The sequence below is a fragment of the Cupriavidus sp. KB_39 genome (assembly GCF_052114485.1).
Taxonomy (GTDB): domain Bacteria; phylum Pseudomonadota; class Gammaproteobacteria; order Burkholderiales; family Burkholderiaceae; genus Cupriavidus.
Map to the genome: position 1 here is coordinate 17,376 of NZ_JBFREV010000024.1, position 21,564 is coordinate 38,939.

General features: G+C 67.0%; 21 protein-coding genes. 7 read left to right on the top strand and 14 right to left on the bottom strand.

All coding sequences use genetic code 11. The features are described from left to right. Positions 1-70: 70 nt before the first annotated feature. The 5 genes from AB4Z27_RS18280 to AB4Z27_RS18300 form a co-directional block, all read right to left on the bottom strand. Positions 71-250 (bottom strand): hypothetical protein, encoded by a 180-nt coding sequence (locus AB4Z27_RS18280; RefSeq protein WP_441644974.1) that lies wholly within the window; start codon positions 248-250, stop codon positions 71-73. A 190-nt stretch (positions 251-440) separates the two neighbouring features. Beyond that, positions 441-644 carry a hypothetical protein gene (locus AB4Z27_RS18285; protein ID WP_441644975.1) on the bottom strand — a complete coding sequence of 68 codons (204 nt, stop codon included), beginning with the start codon at positions 642-644 and terminating at the stop codon, positions 441-443. A gap of 296 nt (positions 645-940) precedes the next feature. Further along, on the bottom strand, positions 941-2,422 hold the full coding sequence (locus tag AB4Z27_RS18290; protein ID WP_441644976.1) for an efflux transporter outer membrane subunit: 1,482 nt from the start codon (positions 2,420-2,422) through the stop codon (positions 941-943). 14 nt (positions 2,423-2,436) lie between these two features. Continuing rightward, on the bottom strand, positions 2,437-3,477 hold the full coding sequence (locus AB4Z27_RS18295; protein ID WP_441644977.1) for an efflux RND transporter periplasmic adaptor subunit: 1,041 nt from the start codon (positions 3,475-3,477) through the stop codon (positions 2,437-2,439). A 140-nt stretch (positions 3,478-3,617) separates the two neighbouring features. Next, on the bottom strand, positions 3,618-6,815 hold the full coding sequence (locus AB4Z27_RS18300) for an efflux RND transporter permease subunit (protein WP_441644978.1): 3,198 nt from the start codon (positions 6,813-6,815) through the stop codon (positions 3,618-3,620). Positions 6,816-7,148: 333 nt separating this feature from the next. Between AB4Z27_RS18300 and AB4Z27_RS18305 the strand changes: the two genes are divergently transcribed. Further along, entirely contained in the window at positions 7,149-7,904 is a 756-nt protein-coding gene (locus AB4Z27_RS18305; RefSeq protein WP_441645002.1) for a MetQ/NlpA family ABC transporter substrate-binding protein, read from the top strand. A 92-nt stretch (positions 7,905-7,996) separates the two neighbouring features. Further along, positions 7,997-8,560 (top strand): FMN reductase, encoded by a 564-nt coding sequence (gene msuE, locus AB4Z27_RS18310; RefSeq protein WP_092296760.1) that lies wholly within the window; start codon positions 7,997-7,999, stop codon positions 8,558-8,560. Between the two features lie 27 nt (positions 8,561-8,587). Here the strand turns inward: msuE and AB4Z27_RS18315 are convergent, their stop codons facing one another. From AB4Z27_RS18315 to AB4Z27_RS18340, 6 genes are all read right to left on the bottom strand, one after another. Then, on the bottom strand, positions 8,588-8,836 hold the full coding sequence (locus AB4Z27_RS18315) for a hypothetical protein (protein ID WP_441593287.1): 249 nt from the start codon (positions 8,834-8,836) through the stop codon (positions 8,588-8,590). 51 nt (positions 8,837-8,887) lie between these two features. After that, positions 8,888-10,360, bottom strand: coding sequence for an amidase (locus tag AB4Z27_RS18320; protein WP_092296754.1), 1,473 nt, complete (start codon positions 10,358-10,360; stop codon positions 8,888-8,890). A gap of 19 nt (positions 10,361-10,379) precedes the next feature. Next, the gene (gene fghA, locus AB4Z27_RS18325; protein WP_092296873.1) at positions 10,380-11,228 is read right to left on the bottom strand and encodes an S-formylglutathione hydrolase; all 849 of its coding nucleotides are present in this window, start codon (positions 11,226-11,228) and stop codon (positions 10,380-10,382) included. A gap of 11 nt (positions 11,229-11,239) precedes the next feature. Continuing rightward, entirely contained in the window at positions 11,240-12,346 is a 1,107-nt protein-coding gene (locus AB4Z27_RS18330) for an S-(hydroxymethyl)glutathione dehydrogenase/class III alcohol dehydrogenase (RefSeq protein ID WP_092296751.1), read from the bottom strand. Between the two features lie 99 nt (positions 12,347-12,445). Further along, on the bottom strand, positions 12,446-13,810 hold the full coding sequence (locus AB4Z27_RS18335) for an NTP/NDP exchange transporter (protein WP_092296748.1): 1,365 nt from the start codon (positions 13,808-13,810) through the stop codon (positions 12,446-12,448). A gap of 9 nt (positions 13,811-13,819) precedes the next feature. After that, the gene (locus AB4Z27_RS18340; protein ID WP_441644979.1) at positions 13,820-14,752 is read right to left on the bottom strand and encodes an aldo/keto reductase; all 933 of its coding nucleotides are present in this window, start codon (positions 14,750-14,752) and stop codon (positions 13,820-13,822) included. 167 nt (positions 14,753-14,919) lie between these two features. Between AB4Z27_RS18340 and AB4Z27_RS18345 the strand changes: the two genes are divergently transcribed. The 5 genes from AB4Z27_RS18345 to AB4Z27_RS18365 all read left to right on the top strand — a co-directional run bounded on the left by AB4Z27_RS18345 (position 14,920) and on the right by AB4Z27_RS18365 (position 18,674). Further along, positions 14,920-15,783 (top strand): branched-chain amino acid ABC transporter permease, encoded by an 864-nt coding sequence (locus AB4Z27_RS18345; protein ID WP_177219959.1) that lies wholly within the window; start codon positions 14,920-14,922, stop codon positions 15,781-15,783. Beyond that, a complete protein-coding gene (locus AB4Z27_RS18350) occupies positions 15,780-16,802 on the top strand; it encodes a branched-chain amino acid ABC transporter permease (RefSeq protein WP_441644980.1) in 1,023 nt (340 codons plus the stop codon). Before AB4Z27_RS18345 ends, AB4Z27_RS18350 begins: the two co-directional genes overlap by 4 nt. After that, complete coding sequence (locus AB4Z27_RS18355) at positions 16,799-17,551, top strand: ABC transporter ATP-binding protein (RefSeq protein ID WP_441644981.1); 753 nt, start codon at positions 16,799-16,801, stop codon at positions 17,549-17,551. Before AB4Z27_RS18350 ends, AB4Z27_RS18355 begins: the two co-directional genes overlap by 4 nt. Next, positions 17,544-18,248, top strand: a complete 705-nt coding sequence (locus tag AB4Z27_RS18360) for an ABC transporter ATP-binding protein (protein WP_441644982.1) — start codon at positions 17,544-17,546, stop codon at positions 18,246-18,248. The genes AB4Z27_RS18355 and AB4Z27_RS18360 overlap by 8 nt, the downstream gene beginning before the upstream one ends. Positions 18,249-18,386: 138 nt before the next feature. Continuing rightward, a complete protein-coding gene (locus AB4Z27_RS18365) occupies positions 18,387-18,674 on the top strand; it encodes a hypothetical protein (RefSeq protein WP_143093916.1) in 288 nt (95 codons plus the stop codon). Here AB4Z27_RS18365 and AB4Z27_RS18370 read toward each other — a convergent pair. The 3 genes from AB4Z27_RS18370 to AB4Z27_RS18380 form a co-directional block, all read right to left on the bottom strand. After that, positions 18,653-18,973 (bottom strand): c-type cytochrome, encoded by a 321-nt coding sequence (locus tag AB4Z27_RS18370; RefSeq protein WP_441644983.1) that lies wholly within the window; start codon positions 18,971-18,973, stop codon positions 18,653-18,655. The two genes, AB4Z27_RS18365 and AB4Z27_RS18370, sit on opposite strands and share 22 nt — an antisense overlap. Then, a complete protein-coding gene (locus AB4Z27_RS18375; protein ID WP_441644984.1) occupies positions 18,970-20,232 on the bottom strand; it encodes a PQQ-dependent sugar dehydrogenase in 1,263 nt (420 codons plus the stop codon). Before AB4Z27_RS18375 ends, AB4Z27_RS18370 begins: the two co-directional genes overlap by 4 nt. Positions 20,233-20,355: 123 nt before the next feature. After that, a complete protein-coding gene (locus tag AB4Z27_RS18380) occupies positions 20,356-21,537 on the bottom strand; it encodes an ABC transporter substrate-binding protein (RefSeq protein WP_092296722.1) in 1,182 nt (393 codons plus the stop codon). Positions 21,538-21,564 lie beyond the last annotated feature (27 nt).

The following is a 21,564-nucleotide window of genomic DNA, read 5'->3' on the forward strand; positions in this document are numbered from 1 at the left end:
GGATGAAGTGGCTCTACAAATTGCCTAGGCGAGAAAACCCAGGGACGAATGCGGTCGGTGTGCCGGGCGCTCAGTCGGCGTACTGGAGGAACGCGACGGTAATCAAAATCAGATTCAGGACGGCAAGGACAATCCAGCCATACATCAGCAGCAGGCTTTCCTGTTCGCTCACGAGGGCCTCCGCGATGTCAGGGTGCGTTGGGGGCGCCGGTGCGGGGATGTGGTCGGRGGCAACGGCGAGGCGCTGCATCCAGGTTATTYGGCKTGTCATGGTCGGCTCCCGTGGAAGCAATCGATGTTGACTGGAATGCTAGGAGCCCGGTGCGGATGGCCACAATAGTCGCGTAGGTGGTGTCGCGTTAAACGAAGGTATAGGGGCGGCCCCCTTCTTGCCAGCCGCATCCGGAACACGCCACCGCGCGTGACGCGCGGCAGGGCGCCTAGTGCTTCGGATGGCAGGCCGCCTTGCSGTCATGGCATCGGACCGGTGCCGGTGCTTTGGCCACAGCGCTGGCGGATGGCAGCACGCTGTAGTCGTAGCGATCGGCGGCAAACGGGCTGGTGGCTGGGTCGGTGGCATGGGCGGCCACGGTACCGAGCAGGCAGGTGGCGGCTAGAACGGAGCGGAACAGGGTCGAACGCATGGAGATTCTCCAGTGGGACTGCGATGGATCTGCGGTTCAAGCGCCGATCAGCATGGCGCCGGCCCCGCGAACAGGCGGGTGCCGTCTTGGGTAATGATGTAGCGCATRTCTGTCTTCCTGAGGAGTGAGTGAGACTTGAGAATACGGCCCGCGGGCGTAGGGCCATTGTGCGCGGCCGGCGGAGGTGTCGTATATGCACGTCGACCCCGGTGACGCCCGCCGCTCGCCGAGGCGCTGGGCATCATCGGCTTGAAGCGGGGCATGGGCGTCSGGGCAGCGCCAACAGAGCATCAGCCTCAGTCTGAGGCCGGCGTGCTTGCCTCGGCGGGCTCGCCCGTCTTCCCATCCTTTCTATCCCATCCCCCACCCAGCGCCCGGAACAGCGAGACGCTGGCCGTCAGCTGGCGCCGGTGCACGGCTTCCAATGCGCGGGCGTCGGTCAGGGCGGTGGCCTGCGCCACGTTGACGTCCAGGTAGGCGGAGGCGCCCTTGCGGTAACGCTCGGTGGCCTGCTGCAAGGCGCGGTCGGATGCCGTGACGGCGGCCCGCTGGCTGGCGGCTTCCTCGTCGAGCAACCGCAGTGCCGCGTAGTTGTCTTCCACATCCTGCACGGCATTGAGCACGGTCTGGCGGTAATCCGCCGCGCTGGCGTCGAACTGGGTGCGGGCGCTGTCCACGCCGGCCTGGCGCTTGCCGCCATCGAAGATCGTCGCGGCCAGTGACGGGCCGACGGCCCAGAAGCGGCTCGGCGCCGTCAGCCATCCCGCCAGGCCGGAACTTTCCAGTCCGCCGTTCAGGTTCAGCATCAGCGTCGGGAAGAAGGCCGCGCGTGCCACGCCGATCTGCGCGTTGGCGGCGGCCACCCGGCGCTCCGCCGCTGCGATGTCCGGACGGCGTTGGAGCAGTGTGGCCGGCACGGCCGCCGGCGTGGCGGGCAGGGCGATGCTGGTCTCACCCGGATTCGACGTGGCCACCGGCAGGGTAAAGGTGCTCGCCGGCTCGCCCAGTAGCGTGGCCAGTGCATGCATCAGCTGCGTACGCGCCAGTTGCAGGTCGGTCAGCTGGGCGCGCGTGCCTTCCACGCGCGCCTTCGCCTGGGCGACATCGCTTTCCGCCGCAATGCCGCCCAGGTAGCGGTTGGTCACCAGTTGCAGCACCGATGCGTAGGCGTCCACGGTCTGCTGCAGCAGCGCCGCCTCGCGGTCGAGCGATCGGATGCCGAAGTAGTCGATGGCGGCTTCCGCCAACAGGCTCAGGCGGACGGCGGCCACATCGTCGGCGCTGGCCTGCAGGCGGGCCTTCGCGGCGTCGACGTTGTTGCCGATGCGGCCGAACAGGTCMGGTTCCCAGGTGGCACCGAGACCAATCAGGTGATCGGGCGTGGTCCTGCCGGCCAGCGAATGGCCCAGCACGTTGGCTGACAGGTGTGTACTCGTGACGCTGGCGGCGGCGCCGACGGTGGGGAAGTAGTCGGCGCGGGCGGCAGCCACCTGCGCGCGCGCATCGCGCAGCAGGGCCATGGACTTGAGCAGGCTCTGGTTCGAGACGTCAATGCGTGCCAGTAGGGCGTCGAGTGTGGCGTCATCGTAGGCGCGCCACCAGTCCGACGCGATGGCGTCCTGGTGCTGGACAGCCTCGGCTTCCTGATAGGTGGCCGGCAGCGGCATCGCCGGCACTTGGTACGGCTCGGTGGCGCATCCGGCCAGCCAGGCGCAGGCCAGCACGACGGCGGTGTGCCTGATGGAAGGCCTGGTGGTGCGCTTCGTGTCCCGCTTCATCTTCCGGTCGCCGCTCATGCCGCGTCCCCCTTGGCGGGGGCGGCCACGCGCACGGGCATGCCGGAGACGATGCCGTCGCCGGGGTTGACGACGACCCGGTCGTTCTCCTGCACGCCACTTAGTACCTCCACATGCGAACCGAAATCTCGACCGAGTGCGACCTGACGAATCGTCAGCTTGTTTTCAGCATCCACAACGGCCACCGCAGGGCCACTGGCGGGAAACATCAACGTATTGGCTGGCAGATCCAGGCCCGCATGGGCGCTGCCCACTTCCAGATGCACCTGGGCGTAGGTGCCGGGCAGGATATGGCCGTCCTGGCTGTCGACGTCAAGCTCCACGCGCAGGCTGCGCGTGATGGGGTTGATCGCACCGGCCGTGCGCGTAACGGTGGCGGGGTAGCGTTGTCCCGGCGCTTGCGGCAAAGTCAGCCAAGCGCGCGTGCCCGGCACCGTTGCCGCGCTGACATCCTGGGGGACCTGAGCATAGACGCGCAGCCGCGTGCCGGCCGAGATATGGAATAGTTCGCGGTCCTGGCTCGGTGCGCTACCCGCGTCAATCAGCGCCCCCGTATCGACATTGCGTGCGGTAATCACGCCATCAAACGGCGCGCGGATCTGCATGTAGCTGGCCAGTTGTGCCAGCCGCGAAGTATTTGAGCGTGCCGCGGCCAGCAAGGCCGCCTTGGCATGCATGTCGGCGACTTTCTGGTCGGTTTCCTGCTGCGCGACGGAGTTAGTCGCCTGCAGGTCCTGCCAGCGCTTGGCCGTGGTGCTGGCCAGCTGGTAGTTGGCGGCCGCTGTTGCTTCGTCGGCGCGAGCCTGGCGCAACTGGTCGGATACCTCGGGCGCATCAATCTCCGCTAGCAACTGGCCAGCCTTCACCGAGGTGCCGATGTCSGCGTACCAGCGCCGCAGATAGCCGTTGACGCGCGCATGGATGGCGGCATCGTCGTAGGCCTGGACATCGGCTGGCAGGGTRATATCGCGCACGGCTGCAGCATTTCGGGGGGACACCACACTGACGACAGGAATTTCCGCGCTTTTGGCGCGCAACTGCAAAGCGCCAAAGCTGTGCCAGCGTGGGAAGATCCCGGCAGTAAGGGCYGYTGCGACGCAAAGSCCCGATACCGCCAGTATGGCGAGGCGTGACCGGCTACGTGGCGCCGAGGCCGTAGTACGAGGTTTGCTATGTGTCATGCCAGGTCTTCTCGAAGCGTGGCGGAGTCGTCGACTCGGGTGCGGCCCGCCATCCAGTCATGCAGGGTGGCAAAGAACACTGGCACGAGTACCAGCGTTGCGGTTGTGCCAAATGCCAGGCCGCCRATCACGGTGCGACCGAGCGGCGCATTCTGCGCGCCCGCACCACTTGTCGCCAAAGCCATCGGCACCATGCCGAACAGCATGGCCAGCGCCGTCATCGCCACAGGGCGGAAGCGGCTGAAGCCAGCTTCCCATGCTGCATCCACGGCAGATCTTCCGCCTGCCATCCCTTCGCGCGCGTGGCTTATCACGAGGATGCTGTTAGCCGTCGCGATGCCAACGCAGATGATGGCCCCCGTGAGCGCGGGAACACTGATGGTGGTATCGGTCGCAAATAACATCCATGCCATGCCAGAGAGYGCTACGGGAAGTGCGCCAACGATGGCAAGTGGATCGAGCCACGACTGGAAGTTCACGACCATCAACAGGTAGACCAGCACGATGGCAGCAGCCAGGCCGGYCAGCAGGCCTGCAAACGATGCATGCATTGTCTGCACCTGGCCGCGGACAACGATGTCTGAGCCAGCCGGCAACTGATCGTGCGCCTTGCTGACGATACGCTGCACATCGCTGGCCACCGAACCCAAGTCGCGACCCCGTACCGCAGCGAACAGATCGAGTACTGGTTGCACGTTGTAATGCGAAACCACACCTTGCTGACTGGAGCGCGTGATGGTGCCGAACTGGCCAAGCTGCCCAGCGCCACCTTGCTGCACAGTGTCAGCGCCCAGGCCAAGTGGAATGCTCGACAGCGTTTGCAGCGAGTCCATTGCATACTGCGGCACCGATACGGCCACCTGATAACTGACGCCGTTCTTGGGGTCAAGCCAGAAGTTGGGCGCTGTTTGGCTGCTGCCGGACAGGGAGATCAGCAGGTTCTGCGCCACTTCGCGTTGGGACAGCCCCGCCTGCAGGGCACGTGTGCGGTCAACATTGAGACTCAGGGCAGGCTGGTCGCTCGGCTGTTGGAGGTGCAGGTCGGTCAGTCCGGGCACGCCTGCCAGGCTGCGCATCAGTTGATCGGCCACTTTGCGGTTGCCTTCCAGGTCTTTCCCGACTATTTGGATGTCGATAGGCGCAGGCAGGCCGAAATTGAGGATCTGGCTGACCATGTCGGCCGGCAGAAACGAAAAGCTGACCCCGGGAAAGTTCTTCCGCAGGGCCGCGTCGAGCTGTTCGACCAGCGCGCCAGAACGGCCGGCATCGGGCTTCAGCGACACCAGGATCTCCGCGTCGCCGGTGCCAATCGGCAGCGCAGAATCGTAGGTCAGGTTAATGCCGCTGACGGGCAGGCCAATGTCGTCGACGATGCCGGCCACGTGGGTGGGTCCGATGACCAGGCGGACCTCATTTTCCACTTCATCTACGATACGCGCCGTTTCCTCGATGCGCGTGCCGGTGCGTACCCGCATATGCAGTCGGATCTCGCTGCCTTCGATGGTGGGAAAGAAATCCTGGCCCAGGAACGGCACAAGCGTCATCGACACCAAAAAAACTAGCGCGAAGAACGAAACGGTACGGCGTGGCGCTGCCAGCGCAGCGCGCAGCAGGCGCGAATACGAAAGCCTCACCCGTTCGAATCTCGCGTCAAATCTCGTATGAACCGCGCTGAACCAGCTGGCCAGGCGTCCGCCCTTGGGCTGCTGCGCATTTTCGCCGCGCAGTAGATAGTGCGCCAGCGTGGGAATGAGCGTGCGGGAAAGGAAGTAGGAGGCCATCATCGCAAACACCACTGATTCGGCCAGGGGCACGAACAGGTAGCGAGCGACGCCGCTGAGTAGGAACATCGGCAGGAACACGATGCAGATGCACATCGTGGACACCAGCGTGGGCAGTGCGATTTCTCCCGAACCGTCAAGGATGGCCTGCTCGAGTGGCTTGCCTGTCTCGCGATGATGGGCAATATTTTCGATTGCCACGGTGGCGTCATCTACGAGTACGCCCACGGCAAGCGCGAGCCCGCCCAGSGTCATGATGTTCAAGGTCTGCCCCAGCGCCGCCAGGGCGATGAGTGCTGCCAGTACCGATAGCGGAATCGTGATGGCAATGATCAGCGTGGCGCGCCAGCTACCCAGGAACAGCAGGATCATTGTGGCTGTCAGGCAGGCGGCCACCAGCGCCTCGTGCAGCACACCGTCGATYGCCGACAATACGAACACTGACTGGTCCGAGAGGGGTTGCACGTGGAGCGACTTCGGCAGTCCTGAAAGAATGTGCGGCAGCAGGGCCCGGATCTGCGAAACGACGGTCAGTGTTGAGGCACTGCCAGTCTTCTCGATTTCCAGCAGCGCGGCTCTCTTGCCGTCATGCCGCACCACATTGGTCTGGGGCGCGTAACCATCGTGGACCTGCGCCACGTCGCGAACATAGACCGTGCCGTTGGGGCCGCTGCGGACCGGCAAGTCGTTCAACGCGGCTACGGTCTGCGTACTGCCATTGAGATCTACCCGGTATTCCAGCGAGCCAATCTTGGCGGTGCCGCCAGGCAAAACCAAATTCTGGGCGTTGATCGCGCTCACGACATCGACTGGAGCCAGGCCGCGTGCCTGGAGTGCCGGTACATTAAGGTCCACCGTCACCTGTCGTACYTTGCCGCCGTAGGGAAGCGGCACTGACGCGCCCTCTACTGTGGCCAGTTGGGTGCGGATAAAGCTGTTGCCCAGGTCGTACAGTTCCTGCTCCGGCAGCGTGTCGCTGCCTAGCGCCAGGCGCAGGATTGGTACCGTAGAGGCGTTGTAGCTAAGGACAAGGGGTGGCGTGGCGCCCGGCGGCATCTGCTTGAGAATCGATTGCGCGCCGGCCGTGGCTTGAGCAATCGCCCGGTTGATGTCAGCGCCGGGGTGGAAGAAGACCTTGATGACGGCCACCCCCGGTAGCGACTGCGACTCGATGTGCTCGATATTGTCGACGTCGGTGGTCAGGGAACGCTCGTATTCCGTGACGATACGTTGCGCCATGTCTTCGGCAGACAAACCGTTGTAGCTCCAGACCACGCTGACCACCGGAATGTCGATCGACGGAAAAATGTCCGTAGGCATGCGCAGGATGGAAACCATCCCACCAAGCAACAGCAGAATGGCTAGCACAACGAAGGTATAGGGCCGGCGTAGTGCAAGCCTGACGATCCACATGTTCGTTTTCCTGGTTCACCTGTCCCGATTGAAGGCAAAGTGAGTCTAGGAAGAAATGGCCGCAGGACTATTTCGGAAACTGGCGGCGCTTTTCTGTTCGAACTGTCGAGATATGCAAATTTTGAAAAGCGCAACGTGCCGACGATGAGTGCGAGCCACCCGACCGGCAAGGCACATTGAGGTAAAGTTTCGTCCCGGCCGCGTCCATCCGACGCGGCCTTGCCGCCGCCGATCCGCGCGCGCGGCCTTCGATCCTGAGGAAAAAGACGTATGAAGACGCTTTCGTTCGCAAAGACCCTGTCCGCCGCCGTGGTGGTGGCGACATTTGGCGTGATGGCCGCCGGCAACGCCGGGGCCCAGGAACAGACCGTGCGCGTGGGCACCGTGAGCGGCCCGGATGCCGAGGTCTGGCAAGTGGTGCAGAAAGTGGCCAAGCGCAACGGCCTGAACGTGAAGGTGGTGGAGTTCAACGACTACGTGCAGCCGAACGCCGCGCTGGACGCGGGCGATCTGGAGGCCAACAGCTTCCAGCATCAGCCGTACCTGGACAGCCAGGTCAAGCAGCGCGGCTACAAGATGGTCAGCGTGGGCTACACCTATATCTCGCCGCTGGGCGTGTACGCGCAGAAACTGAAGTCGCCGAAGGACCTGCCGCAGGGCGCCAAGGTGGCCGTGCCGAACGACCCGTCGAACGAGAACCGCGCGCTGCTTTTGCTCGCCGCACAGGGCGTGATCAAGCTGAAGCCGGGCGTGGGCACCAACGGCGTGAACGCTACGCCGCTGGACGTGGCCGAGAACCCCAAGAAGCTCAAGATCGTGGAACTGGACGCCGCCCAGCTGGCGCGCGCCCTGCCTGATGTGAGCGCCGCGGTGATCAACACCAACTACGCGCTCGCCGCCGGCCTCCAGCCGACCAAGGACGCCATCGCCATGGAAGACATCCGCAGCCCGTACGCGAACATTATCGTGGTGCGCACGCAGGACAAGGACAAGCCGTGGGTCAMGAAACTCGTGGCGGCGTACCAGTCGGAAGACGTGCGCCAGTTCATGAAGGAAAAGTACAAGGGCGCGATGGTGCCGTCGTTCTGATCGGCACTTCATCTATCCATACTCGATTTCCTTCGTTCGCCCTCGGCGGCGACGGCGCTAAGGTAGGGGTCGATCCAAACGGAGAACCACCAGTGGCTACCCCCCTCAAAGTCGTCGCCGTCAATGGCAGTGTCCACCAGCCCTCGCGCACCCGTGTGCTCGTGCAGGCACTGCTGGAGGCGCTGGAAGAACGGCTCGTGCTCGACACCCGCATCGTCGACCTGAGCGAGATTGCCCGCCCGCTGGGTGGCGCGCTGTCGCGCGAGGAACTGCCTGCCGAGATTGAGGCGCAACTGGCGGACATCGAGTCGGCAGACCTGCTGATCGCCGCCGCGCCGGTCTACCGGGGCTCGTTCCCGGGCCACTTCAAGCATCTGTTCGATCTGGTCGGGATGAACGCGCTGGTGGATACGCCGGTGCTGCTGGCCGCCACGGGCGGCAGTGACCGGCACGCACTGGTGCTGGAGCACCAGTTGCGCCCGCTGTTCGGCTTCCTGCAGGCGCTGACGCTCCCGATTGGCGTGTATGCCTCGACGGCTGATTTCGACGGCTATCAGGTCGGCAATGGCCCGCTGCAGGAACGCATCCGCCTCGCGGCGGATCGTGCCGCGCCGCTGTTCGCCAGCCACGCGCGCCAGTTGCTGCGCGTGGCCTGACCTGGCCTGATTTGGCCCGGCTCGGGTTCAGATTCCGAGAAGCTTCTTCGCCTCGCCGAGCGACTTCATCGAGGCGTCGTGATCGCCGGCCTTGTGCTGCGCTTCGCCGTCGGCGCGCAGCTTCTGGACCTTGGTCATGTCGGCCTGCGACAGCGCCGGCTTGGTCGCCAGTTTCGCGTCGATGGCCTTCATCTCATTGGGACAGTTATGCGCCAGCGCGGCACTGCTCGCGAAGAGCAGGCCCAGCGCCAGGGCGATGTGACGTGAAGTGCCCATGGCAGGCTCCTTCATACGGGGATGGGGAGCCTTCAGGATAGTGCACCGCGATCAGTCTGCAATGGCTGGCGGCAGCCGGCTGCCCACCCAGTCGCGCGCCTGCTCGTAGGCGGCGGCGAGTTGCAGCACGGCCAGGTCGTCGCGCGGGCGGCCAATCAGCTGCATGCCCATCGGCAACCCCTCCGCATTGAACCCCACCGGCACGCTGATGACTGGCGAGCCAGACAGCGTCCACGCCACCACCACCTCCATCCAGCGGTGATAGGTATCCATCTGCCGGCCGGCGATSGATGTCGGCCACGGCTGCTTCACATCGAACGGGAACACCTGTGCCGTAGGCACCGCCACATAGTCGAACGTGGCGAAGGTGCGTTGCAGCGCGTTGTACCAGGCCGAGCGCTCCGTGCTGGCGGTGTAGAGGTCGCTGGCGGTCTGGTTCAGCGCGCCTTCGATCTCCCAGATGGCCTCTGGCTTCAGCTGCGCGCGCGTGGCCGGGTTGCGGTAGAGCGTCATGCGGGCGTTGCCGACGAGGAAATGGCGATGGGTCAGCCAGGTCTGCCAGATTTTCTCGGGCGGATAAGGGGCGCCGATAGCTTCCACGCTGACGCCGAAATCYGGGAAGAAGCGCAGCGCCTGCTCGCACAGCGGCAGGATGCCGTCTTCCATCGGCAGGTAGCCGCCCCAGTCGCCCAGCCACGCCACGCGTTTGCCGTTCAGGTCGGCGCGCAGCACGTCCGTGACGTTCGCGGGCGTGAGCGAGGCCAGCACCGGGTCGGCTGGAAGCGCCTGCGGGGTGCGCGCGTCGGGGCCGGCCTGCGTGGCCAGCAGCAGGGCAAGGTCCGCCACCGTGCGTGCCATCGGCCCTTCGCAACCGAGCTGCGACAGGAACAGTTCCGGCGTGGGGCCGTAGGGCACGCGGCCCGCCGAGGGCCGGAAGCCGAATACGTTGCAGTAGCCGGCCGGGTTGCGCAGCGAGCCGCCGAAGTCGCTGCCATCCGCCACGGGCAGCATGCGCAGCGCCAGTGCCGCCGCCGCGCCGCCACTGCTGCCGCCCGCCGTGCGCGTGGCATCGTAGGGATTCAGCGTGGCGCCGTACACCGGGTTGAACGTCTGCGAGCCCAGCCCGAACTCGGGCGTGTTGGTCTTGCCGATCAGGATCGCCCCGGCGCGCCGCGCGCGCTCGACCACGATGGCATCGATCGTCGGCACATTGTCCTTGTAGATCGGCGAGCCGAACGTCGTGCGGATGCCGCGCGTCATCGCCAAATCCTTGGGCGCCTGCGGCATGCCGTGCATCCAGCCTGCGGAGCGGCCCGCCGCCAGCGCCTCGTCGGCGGCGGCGGCCTCGGCCATCAGCGCCGCTTCGTCGCGCATGGCCACGATGGCGTTGCTGCCCGGATTGACCTGTGCGATATGGGCCAGGTAGGCCGCCATGACCTGCCGGCACGACATCTCGCCCCCGTGGATGGCCTGCGACAGCGCCCGCGCGGACAGCATGACGATGGGATCGGCGGCGTAAGGCATGGCGGGCTCGGTGTCAGCGTCAGAGTTGGGCGGCGTGATGCCGGATATGGTCGGCCATGAACGTCTGGATGAAGTAGTAGCCGTGGTCGTAGCCGGCGTGCCGTCGCAGCGTCAGCGGCTGGCCGGCGACCTTGCAGGCGGCCTCGAACGCTTCCGGATGCAGTTGCTCCTCGAGGAAGCGGTCGGCCAGACCCTGGTCGATCAGGATGCCGGCGGGGAAGGGCGGCGCGTCCTGCCCGGTCATCAGTTCGCTGGCGTCGTGCTCGGCCCAGCGCACCGGATCGTTGCCGAGGTAGCCGCTGAAGGCCTTGATGCCCCACGGGCATTTCATCGGCGCGGCAATCGGCGCGAAGGCGGACACCGAGCGGAAACGGTGCGGATAGCGTTGCGCCAGCACCAGCGCCCCGTGGCCGCCCATCGAATGGCCGAAGATGCCCACGCGCGCGGCATCGCCGGGCAATTCSGTGGTGGCGATGGCGAACAGCTCGCTCGCCACGTAGCTCTCCATATGCCAGTGCATGTGCCACGGCGCCTCGACGGCATCCACGTAGAACCCCGCCCCCACGCCGAAGTCCCACGAATCGGCCTCGCCCGGCGCGTTGGCGCCGCGCGGGCTGGTATCGGGCGAGATCAGCATCATGCCGTGCTCGGCGGCGTAGCGCTGGGCGTCGGCCTTGATCGGGAACGTTTCCTCGGTGCAGGTCAGCCCGGCCAGGTAGAACAGCGCCGGCACGCGCGTGGTGCCCGTGCCCAGCGCTTCCTTCGGCAGGAACACCGAGAACCGCATCGGCAGCCCGATGGCGGCCGAGTGGTGCCGGTAGAAGCGCTGCACGCCGCCGTGGCAGCCATGCTCGGCGAGCAGTTCCAGGTCGGTCTGCATCAGTACAGCACCACCGAGCGGATCGATTCGCCGCGCTTCATCAGGTCGAAGCCTTCGTTGATGCGCTCCAGCGGCAGCGTGTGGGTGATCAGGTCGTCGATGTTGAGCTTGCCTTCCATGTACCAGTCGACGATCTTCGGCACGTCCGTGCGCCCGCGTGCGCCGCCGAATGCCGAACCCTTCCACTCGCGGCCCGTCACCAGCTGGAACGGGCGCGTCGAGATTTCCGCGCCGGCTTCCGCCACGCCGATGATGATCGACTTGCCCCAGCCCTTGTGGCAGCACTCCAGCGCCTGGCGCATGACCTGCGTGTTGCCGATGCACTCGAACGAGTAGTCGGCGCCGCCGTCGGTGAGCTGGACGATGTGGTCCACCACGTTCGGCACGTCCTTGGGGTTGACGAAGTGGGTCATGCCGAACTTGCGCGCCATCGCCTCKCGGCCCGGGTTCAGGTCCACGCCGATGATCTTGTCAGCGCCGACCATCTTGGCCGCCTGGATCACGTTCAGGCCGATGCCGCCGAGGCCGAACACCACTACGTTGGCACCGGCTTCCACCTTGGCCGTGAACAGCACGGCGCCCACGCCGGTCGTCACGCCGCAGCCGATGTAGCAGACCTTGTCGAACGGGGCATCCGGGCGGATCTTGGCCAGCGCGATCTCCGGCACCACGATGTGGTTGGCGAAGGTGGACGTGCCCATGTAGTGGAAGATCGGCTTGCCGTCGATCGAGAAGCGCGARGTGCCATCCGGCATCAGYCCCTTGCCCTGCGTGGCGCGGATGGCCTGGCACAGGTTGGTCTTGCGCGACAGGCAGAACTTGCACTGGCGGCATTCCGGCGTGTAGAGGGGAATCACGTGGTCGCCCGGCTTGAGCGAGGTCACGCCGGGGCCGACGTCGGTGACGATGCCGGCGCCCTCATGGCCCAGGATGGCCGGGAAGATGCCTTCCGGATCGGCGCCCGAGAGCGTGTAGTAGTCGGTATGGCAGATGCCGGTGGCCTTGATTTCCACGAGCACCTCGCCGGCGCGCGGGCCGTCCAGGTCGACATCTTCGATGGTCAGCGGGGCGCCGGCTTTCCAGGCGATGGCGGCTTTGGTCTTCATGGGGGGCTCCTAGGCAAGCGTGTGGGGGCGGCGCGCGTGGCGCGCGAACAGGCCACGACTATACGGCCATCGGCGGCGCGCGGCCAGACGGATGCTCGATTATCGGCCGCCCGGCGCGCCGCGCGCGAGCACCGTGGACGCCTCCCCGGCGGGTGTCAGCTGGCCTTCGTGCCGCCGACCCAGCCACCAGCCCAGCCAGGCCCACGCGATGGCCAGCACCGCGCCGGCCAGCGCCACGGAGGCGGGATGGCCGGAGATGGCGTCGATGGCGGTGCGCACCCAGGCGCTCACCGCGTCGCCCGCGCGATACACCGCCGTGTCGATGACGTTCTTGGCCTTGTACTTGGTTTCCGGGTCCACCACGGTGAACAGCATCTCGCGCCCGGGGCGCAGCAGCGCGTACTCGCCCACGCGCCGCACGATCATCGCGCCGGCCAGCACCGCGAAGGTCGGCCAGACCGCCAGCGCCAGGAAGCCGAGGGTCACCAGCACAGGCACGCCGGTCAGCAGCGCGGTCACGCCGTAGCGCCGCGCCACGCGGCCCGAAAAGAACAGCTGGATCACGATGGTCAGCGCCTGCACCGTGGCATCGAGCGCGCTGAAGACTTGTGTCTGCTGCGCGCGCGACGGATACGCGGCGGCCACCAGCTTGGCCTGCTCGAAGTACAGGAAGGTGCTCGCCGTGGCGAGCAGGATCACGAACACGCTGATGCCGAGCAGGTAGCGCGAGCGCGCCACGAGCACCAGCCCCGCCCACAGCCCGCCACCGACCGGCTCGGCCGGGTCCTGCCCCGCACCCGTGCTGCCCACACCGGCCATCCCTGCCCCCGAGCGGCGTCGCCAGCCGAACAGGAAACCCACGCCGGGCAGCGTGGCGGCCAGCAGCGCCGCCGACAGCACCATCAGCCCCGTCAGCCCGATGCTTCCCACCAGCCAGCCGCCCAGCAGCGGACCGGCCAGCCCGCCGGCGCTGGCGCCCGCCGCCAGCAGCGCGAACAGCCGCTTCGCCTGGTCGGGACGGAACACATCGGCCATCAGGCTCCACGCCACCGACACCACGAACAGGTTGAAGACCGAGAGCCAGACATAGAACACGCGCGCCAGCCACACGTTGTCCGGCATCGCCCGCGTGGCGAAGGCAAAACCGAGCAGGTTGGCGATGAAGAATGCGTAGACCCACGGCACGAAGCGTCGACGGGGCAGCCACTTGCAGCAGGCGCCGTAGAACGGGATGGCCACCAGCATCACCACGAAGGTGGCGGTGAACAGCCATTGCAGGTTCTGCACGCCGCCGGCGATGCCCATGGTCTCGCGCACGGGGCGCAGCATGAAGTAGCTGGCGAACAGGCAGAAGAAGAACAGGAAGCCCGCCACCACGGCGGGGGCTTCGCCGGGGCGCATGCCGAGGCCGCGTTGCAGCGGACGGGCCGCGTCAGGCTGGGGCAGGGGCGGGGGCGTAGCCATGRCCGGCGCTCAGGCCAGCGCGGCGGCAATGCGGGCCCGCTCGCGCGTATCGGGCATGCGGCCGAACGCCGCGCCGAGGTTGTCGGCCATATTGCGCGGCTTGGAGGTGGCCGGGATGGCCGCCGTCACCGCCGGGTGGCTGACCACRAACTTCAGGAACAGCTGTCCCCAGGTGGTGCAGTCCACCTCGCCGGCCCAGTCGGGCACCGGCTTGCCTTTCACCGCGCTGAATAGCCGCCCATCCTGGAACGGCCGGTTGACCAGCACCGCCACGCCGCGCTCCTCGCACAGCGGCAGCAGCGTCTTCTCGGCGTTGCGCTCGCCCAGCGAGTAGTTGATCTGGAGGAAATCCATCTTTTCCTGCCGCAGGATCTGCGCCAGGGTGTCGTGCGAGTCTTCCCGATAGTGGGTGATGCCGATATAGCGGGTCTTGCCGGCTTCCTTCTGCTGGCGCAGCCAGCGCAGGTTGTTCTGCCAGTCGATCAGGTTATGCACCTGCAGCAAATCCACGCTGTCRACGTGGAGATCGGACAGCGACCGGGCGAACTGCGCCGGCACCTGCTCCACGCTGGTAGAGACCTTGGTCGCCAGGAACACCCGCTGGCGGGCCTTGGCGGCTTGCAGGAGGTCGCCGGTGACGGCTTCCGCGCTGCCGTAGCTGGGCGCGGTGTCCACCACGGCGCCGGGAATGCGCTGCAGCAACAGCGCCATGACCTCGGTGAGCGGGGTGCGTTCGTCAGCGCCGGTGCCCACGTTGAAGGTATCGGCCGTGCCCATGCCGATGACCGGCAACTGCACATTGGTGCCCGGGATCTTGCGCCGCATCGGCGCCTCCATGGTGGCGGCATGAGCGGCTGCATGAGCGGCGGCCAGGGCAGGGGTGGCCGGCAAGGCGGCCAGCGCGGCGGAAAGTCCCAGGAAGGTGCGGCGGTCGATCGGCATGGCAATGTCCCTCGCGGTCGGGTTTCAGGACGTTAGCGCGTGGCCGGGGCGATGTAAACCAGACAACAGGCCAACATCGGGCACGGGCGGGTGGGGCCCGATTGCAAAAAAGCGGCGCACACTGAACAATCCGGCGGCAACCCTGAAAACGGAGGACGACCCCGGTGATCGCGAGTTTCCTTGGCGTGCTGTTCGACGGCCTGGCGTACGGCAGCCTGCTGTTCCTGATCAGCATTGGCCTGTCCGTGACCATGGGGCTGATGAACTTCGTCAACCTGGCCCATGGCGCCTTTGCCATGCTCGGCGGCTATGTGGCCGTGGTGCTGATGAACCGCGCCGGCGTGCCGTTCCTGGCGGCGCTGCCGCTGGCCTTCCTGGGCGCGGCGGCGGTGGGCTGGCTGCTCGAGCGCACGCTCTATCGGCGCCTGTACCGGGCCAGCCACCTCGACCAGGTGCTGTTTTCCATCGGCCTGACCTTCATGGCGATGGCCGGCGCCACGTGGCTGTTCGGCCCCGGCCAGCAGCCGGTGGCGCTGCCCGAGTTCCTGATCGGGCAGGTGCAGGTGGCCGGGATCGACCTGGGCGCCTATCGGCTGTTCCTGATCGGTGTGGTGGTGGTGATCACGCTGGCGCTGGGGTGGCTGGTGGCGCGCACGCGCTTCGGGGCGCAGGTACGGGCTGCCGTCGATCACCAGCAGGCCGCGCGCGGTCTCGGCATCAACGTGGAGCGGGTGTTCAGCCTGACGTTCGCGCTCGGCTCGGGGCTGGCCGGCCTTGGCGGCGGACTGGGCATCGACGTGCTCGGGCTCGATCCCGCCTTCCCGCTCAAATACATGGTGTATTTCCTGCTGGTAGTGGCCGTGGGCGGCGCCGGCTCCATCCGCGGCTCGCTGCTCGCGGCGATCGTGCTTGGCGTGGCGGACGTAGCCGGCAAGTACTACGTGCCGGCGGTGGGCGCGTTCGTGATCTACGCGATGATGGTCGTGCTGCTGGTGGCCTTCCCGGCCGGCCTGTTCGGGAGGCGCGCATGAAATCCGTCCTGCGTACCGATCAAGCCGTCCAGCCGGCGGCGGCCCAGCGCCACCGCCTGCCCGATGGCCGCTGGCATCCGGCCGAAATCGTCTTCTGGCTCGCCCCGGTGGCGGTSTTCTTYCTCCTGCCCGACTACCTGATCCTCGGCAGCCAGATCCTGATTACCGGCCTGTTCGCGCTGTCGCTGGACCTGATCCTCGGCTATGCCGGCATCGTCTCGCTCGGCCACGCGGCCTTCTTCGGGCTGGGCGCCTATACGGCGGGCCTGCTGGGCGCGCACGGCTGGGGCGAGCCGATTTCCGGCCTGCTGGCCGCCGGCGCCGTGGCCGGGCTGGCGGGCTGGCTGTGCAGCTTCCTGGTGGTGCGCGGCGGCGACCTGACCCGGCTGATGGTCACGCTCGGCATCGGCCTGATGCTGTTCGAGGCCGCCAACAAGGCCGCTTTCCTGACCGGCGGGGTCGATGGGCTGTCCGGCGTGACCATGGGCAAGGTGCTCGGGCTGTTCGAATTCGACCTGTTCGGCAAGACGGCCTATCTATATAGCCTCGTGGTGACCTTCCTGCTGTTCGTGRCGGTGCGCCGGATCGTGGCGTCGCCGTTCGGGCTGTCGCTGCGCGGCGTGCGCGAGGGCGTGCGGCGCATGCCGGCGCTGGGCGCCAACGTGCCGCGCCGGCTCGGGGCGGTGTTCGCGGTGTCGGCGGCGGTGGCCGGGGTGGCCGGCGGACTGCTGGCCCAGACCACGCAGTTCGTCGGGCTCGATGTGCTGGGCTTCCCGCGATCGGCCGAGCTGCTGGTCATGCTGGTGCTCGGCGGCACGGGCCGGCTCTACGGCGCGCTGGTCGGCGCGGCGCTGTTCATGATCGCGCAGGACGTGCTGGCGGGCATCAACCCGGTCTACTGGCAGTTCTGGATCGGCCTGCTGCTGGTGCTGATGGTGCTGTTCGCCAAGGGTGGGGTGATGGGCGCGGCCAGCGCCATTGCGGGCCGGCTGCGGCGCGGCCGGGGGGAAGCACCATGACGGCCACGCTCCGCACGGCAGGGCTCGGCAAGTCCTGGGGCGCCTTCGCCGCCAATAGCGACATCTCGCTCAGTTTCGCGCCGGGCGCGCGCCACGCGCTGATCGGGCCGAACGGCGCCGGCAAGACCACCTTCATCAACCTGCTGACCGGGGCGCTGCCGCCATCGGCAGGGCGGATCTGGCTGGGCGACCGCGATATCACGGCGCTGCCCCAACATGCGCGCGTGCGGCTCGGCATGACGCGCACGTTCCAGATCAACACGCTGTTCCCGGGGCTGACGGTGCTCGAATCCGTCGTGCTGGCGGTGGCCGAGCGCACCGGGGCCGCACGCATCTGGGCGCGCACGGTGGCTTCCCAGACGSCCCTCGTCGAYGARGCCATGGCSGTGCTGGCCATGCTGCGGCTGGACGCCGATGCTGACGTCGAGACCCGCCAGCTGCCCTACGGCAAGCAGCGGCTGCTGGAGATGGCGCTGGCGCTGGCCACGCGGCCGTCGATCCTGCTGCTGGACGAACCCGCCGCCGGCATTCCCACGGGCGAGAGCGCGGAGCTGTTCGCGGTCATCGCCGGGCTGCCGCGCGACATCACGATCGTCTTTATCGAGCACGACATGGATCTGGTGTTCCGCTTCGCCGAGCGCATCACGGTGCTGGTGGCGGGCCGCGTGTTGACCGAGGGCACGCCGGCCGAGATTGCCGCCGATCCGCGTGTGCGCGAGGTGTATCTGGGGGAGGCCGCCCATGACTGAACTGCTGCGGATGGAGGGCGTCAGCGCGGGCTATGGCGACGCGCTGGTGCTGGACGGYATCGACCTGACGCTCTCCGCCGGCGACAGCCTGGCGCTGCTGGGCCGCAACGGCGTGGGCAAGACCACGCTGCTGGCTACGCTGATGGGCTTCACGCGGCTGCGCGGCGGGCGCCTGCACTGGCAGGGGCGCGACCTCGCCCGCGTGTCGCCGCACCGGCGCGCGCAAGGTGGCATCGGCTGGGTGCCGCAGGAGCGCTGGGTGTTTCCGTCGCTGACCGTGGCGGAGCACCTGAGCGCCGTGGCACGCCCCGGGCCGTGGGACATCCCCCGCGTTTTTCAGGTCTTTCCGAGGCTCGAGGAGCGCCGGAAGAACCTCGGCAACCAGTTGTCGGGCGGGGAACAGCAGATGCTGGCGATGGCGCGCGCGCTGATGGTCAATCCTTCACTGCTGCTGCTCGATGAGCCGATGGAAGGGCTGGCGCCGATCATCGTGCAGGAGCTGCGGCGAGTGATTGCCGGGCTGATCGCGGAMAGCGGCATGGCGGTGATCGTGGTGGAACAGCACGCCCGGCTGGCGCTGGCGATGACGCAGCGCGCGATGGTGCTCGACCGGGGGCGCGTGGTGCACACCGGCGAGAGCGCCGGGCTGCTTGCGGATCGTGCCCTGCTGGATCGGCTGGTGAGCGTGGCGGCGTAGGTGGTGGCGTAGGTGGTGGCGTAGGTGACGGCATAAGACGAGTCTGATTGCTTTTCAGAAACGTCTCATATCTCTGGGCGCGCTTCATTCCCAGAATGCATGGATCGACATCATCCGCTCAGACAGCAGGAGATCGCCATGCACAAACCGAAACCGTCTTCCCGGACATCCATTACACCCGGCATGCTCGGCACCCCGGGGTTCCCCGGGCCGATGGCGCCGTCGGCCCCGGCCCTGCGGCAACTGGAGCGCATTCAGGAAGCGCTCGGGGTGATGTCGGCGGCGCTGGATAACGCGGCCTCGCCGGACTTCGGCAACGCCGGCGCCGCGCTGATCATCCGGCTGATCCGGCGCGAGGCGGCGTCAGCCATCTCGGTGCTATCGCCGCCGAAGGAACGCTCCGGTCACGGCTTCAAGCCGCTGTAGAACGCCGCGAGGTTGGCGATGTCCTTGTCGGTCAGCGGTTTGGCCATCAGGTTCATCATCTCGTCCTTGCGCGCGCCGGTCTTGTAGTCCTTGAGCGCCTTCACGAGGTAGGTCTCGTTCTGGCCGGCCAGGTGCGGCGCCTCGGGCAGCTTCGACTTGCCGTCCAGGCCATGACAGGCCTGGCACTGCAGTGCGCGGGCCTTGCCGGCCTGGGCGTCTGCGGCCAGGGCAGGAGCCCCGGCCACGGCCATTGCCATCTCCAGCCAGGCGGCGATTGTCAGCGAACCGTGTCGCGTCACTTGGCCCCCGCGTAGGAGATGCGGTAGATCGCCCCGGCGTAGTCGTCGGACACCAGCAGCGAGCCGTCCTGCAACTGCTGCACGTCCACCGGGCGGCCCATGTACTCGCCGTTGGCCGTCAGCCAGCCTTCGGCGAAGACCTCGGTGGTGCCGACCGAGCCGTCGGCGTTGACCGGCGTGTAGACGATGCGGGCGCCAATCGGCTTGGTGCGGTTCCAGGAGCCATGCTCGGCCGCGAACACGCCGTTCTGGTACTTGGCCGGGAACATCTTGCCGGTATAGAACGACATGCCGAGGTCGGCCGCGTGGGCGGCGTACTCCACCACCGGGAAGACGGCGTCTGCTGGCGGCTTGGCGTCCTTGTACTCGACCGTGCGGACCTTGCCGCCGCCGTACCACGGGAAGCCGAAGTTCTGGCCGCCCTTGGTGGCCCGGTTCAGCTCGCCGGGGGGCTGGTCGTCGCCCATGCCGTCCACCTGGTTGTCGGTGAACCAGAGCATCTTGTCGACCGGGCTGAAGTCCAGGCCCACGGAGTTACGCACGCCATGGGCATAGACCTCACGATTCTTGCCGTCCTGGTCGATCCGGATGATGCCGCCGACGCCGTTCTTGTCGAGCGTGGCCAGCTTGTCCTTGGGCGGCACGTTCCACGGCTGGCCGAGGGCCACGTAGAGCTTCTTGTCCGGGCCGATGCGGCAGGCGCGMGCGCCGTGGTTGAAGCTCTCGAACTCGGTCGGGACCAGCTTGCCCTGCGGCACGACCACGCCGACGGCCACGTCGGGGCCGCCCTCGCCGAAGAACTGGGCGGCCGGGAACGCCAGCACGCGGTTCTGCTCGGCCACGTAGAGGATGCCGTCGGGGGAGAAACAGACGCCGTTGGGCACCTTGAAGGCGACGGAACTGGCGAACTGCACCACGTCGTCCGCCACGCGGCGCTTGTTGCGGTCCGTCACCTGCCAGACCTTGGTCTTGCGCGTGCCGACGAAGACCACGCCCGTGGACGGCTCCACCGCCATGTGGCGGGCTTCGGGCACCACCGCGTACAACTCGATCTTGAAGCCCTGCGGCAGCTTGATCGTCTTGAGGTTCTCGCGGATGGCGTCGGCGCGCGTGCCGGTCTGCGGCACGGTTTCCGGCGTGGCGGTGCCGGTCGGCTTGAAGCTCTGGAGCTTCTGGAGGTTGTCGGGGGCGGCCATGGCAGGCGCCAGGGCCAGGAACATCGCGGCGGCGGCCGCGGAGGATATGGCAGTCCTGATCATTTTGTCGTCTCCGGAGTTCTTCTTGTGTGCATCAAACAGCTTAGGTCAAGAATCGGAACCCGCGTGATGCACTTTCTTGACGACGCAATAAAAGATTTTCAGGACGGCCGCCGCCGGGCAGGCTTACTTGCCGGAGTCCTTCACCCCGTCGAATTTGTCGAACTCGACGTTGTAGAGCTCCCCGTTGACCTTTTCCACCTTGCGGATGTAGACCGTCTGCACCACGTCGCGCGTGGCCGGGTCGATGGTGATGGCGCCGCGCGGGCTCTGGATCTTCATGCCCTTGAGCGCCGCCAGGAACTTGTCGCCGTCCGTGACGCCGTTGGTTCTCTTCAGGGCTTCGTAGATGGCGGCCATGCCGTCGAAGGCGGCCACGGCCATGAAGTTGGGCCGGCCGGCGCCCGGGTTGGCCTCGGCAAACGCCTTCAGGAACGCCTTGTTTTCCTTCGAATCATGGGCGGCGGAGTAGTGGAACGAGGTGATCACGCCCAGCGTGGCGTCGCCCATGGCCGGCAGCACGTGGTCGTCGGTCAGGTCGCCCGTGGCAATCACGCGGATGCCGGCGGCGGCCAGGCCGCGCTCCCGGAAGCCCTTCATGAAGGCCACGCCTTGCTCGCCGGCGGGCAGGAACAGGAACACGGCCTCCGGCTTGGCGTCCTTGATGCGCTGGATGAAGGGCGCGAACTCGGGGTTGCGCAGCGGCACGCGGATCGACTCGATAATCTGCCCGCCGCCGCCCAGGAAGTTGGTCTTGAACGCGGTTTCGGCGTCGATGCCGGGCGCGTAGTCCGCCACCAGCGTGACCACCTTGCGGATGTTGTTGCGCACCGCCCAGGTCGCCATCGGCGCCGAGATCTGCGGCAGCGTCATCGACACCCGTGCGATGTAGTTCGACTTGGTGGTGATGACGGAGGAGGCCGCGTTGAAGATCACCATCGGCTTTTTCGCCTGCTCGGCGATGGGCGCCACGGCCAGCGCCTCGGGCGTGAGGCCGAAGCCGGCCAGGATGTCCACCTTGTCGCGCACCACCAGTTCCTGGGCCAGGCGCTTGGCCACGTCCGGCACCGGGCCGGTGGTGTCCTTGAGGATGACTTCGATCTTGCGGCCGCCCACGGTGTCGCCGTGGAGCTTCTGCCAGGCCTTGACGCCGCCTTCCATCTGCTTGCCGTAGTCGGCAAAGCTGCCCGAGAACGGGGCGATCAGCCCGATCTTGACCGGATCGGCCGCAAAGCTGGAAGCGGGGAATGCCAGGACGGCGAGGGCGCCGCACGCCAGGACGGCGCGCCGCAGCGGGGTGAAGGTCATCGAAGTCTCCCGAAAAGTGCGGTACTA

Coding starts and splice junctions, on each gene's coding strand:
- AB4Z27_RS18380 (WP_092296722.1), bottom strand. CDS start 21,537: ATGACCTTCACCCCGCTGCGGCGCGCCGTCCTGGCGTGCGGCGCCCTC.
- AB4Z27_RS18365 (WP_143093916.1), top strand. CDS start 18,387: ATGCACAAACCGAAACCGTCTTCCCGGACATCCATTACACCCGGCATG.
- AB4Z27_RS18335 (WP_092296748.1), bottom strand. CDS start 13,810: ATGGCTACGCCCCCGCCCCTGCCCCAGCCTGACGCGGCCCGTCCGCTG.
- AB4Z27_RS18315 (WP_441593287.1), bottom strand. CDS start 8,836: ATGGGCACTTCACGTCACATCGCCCTGGCGCTGGGCCTGCTCTTCGCG.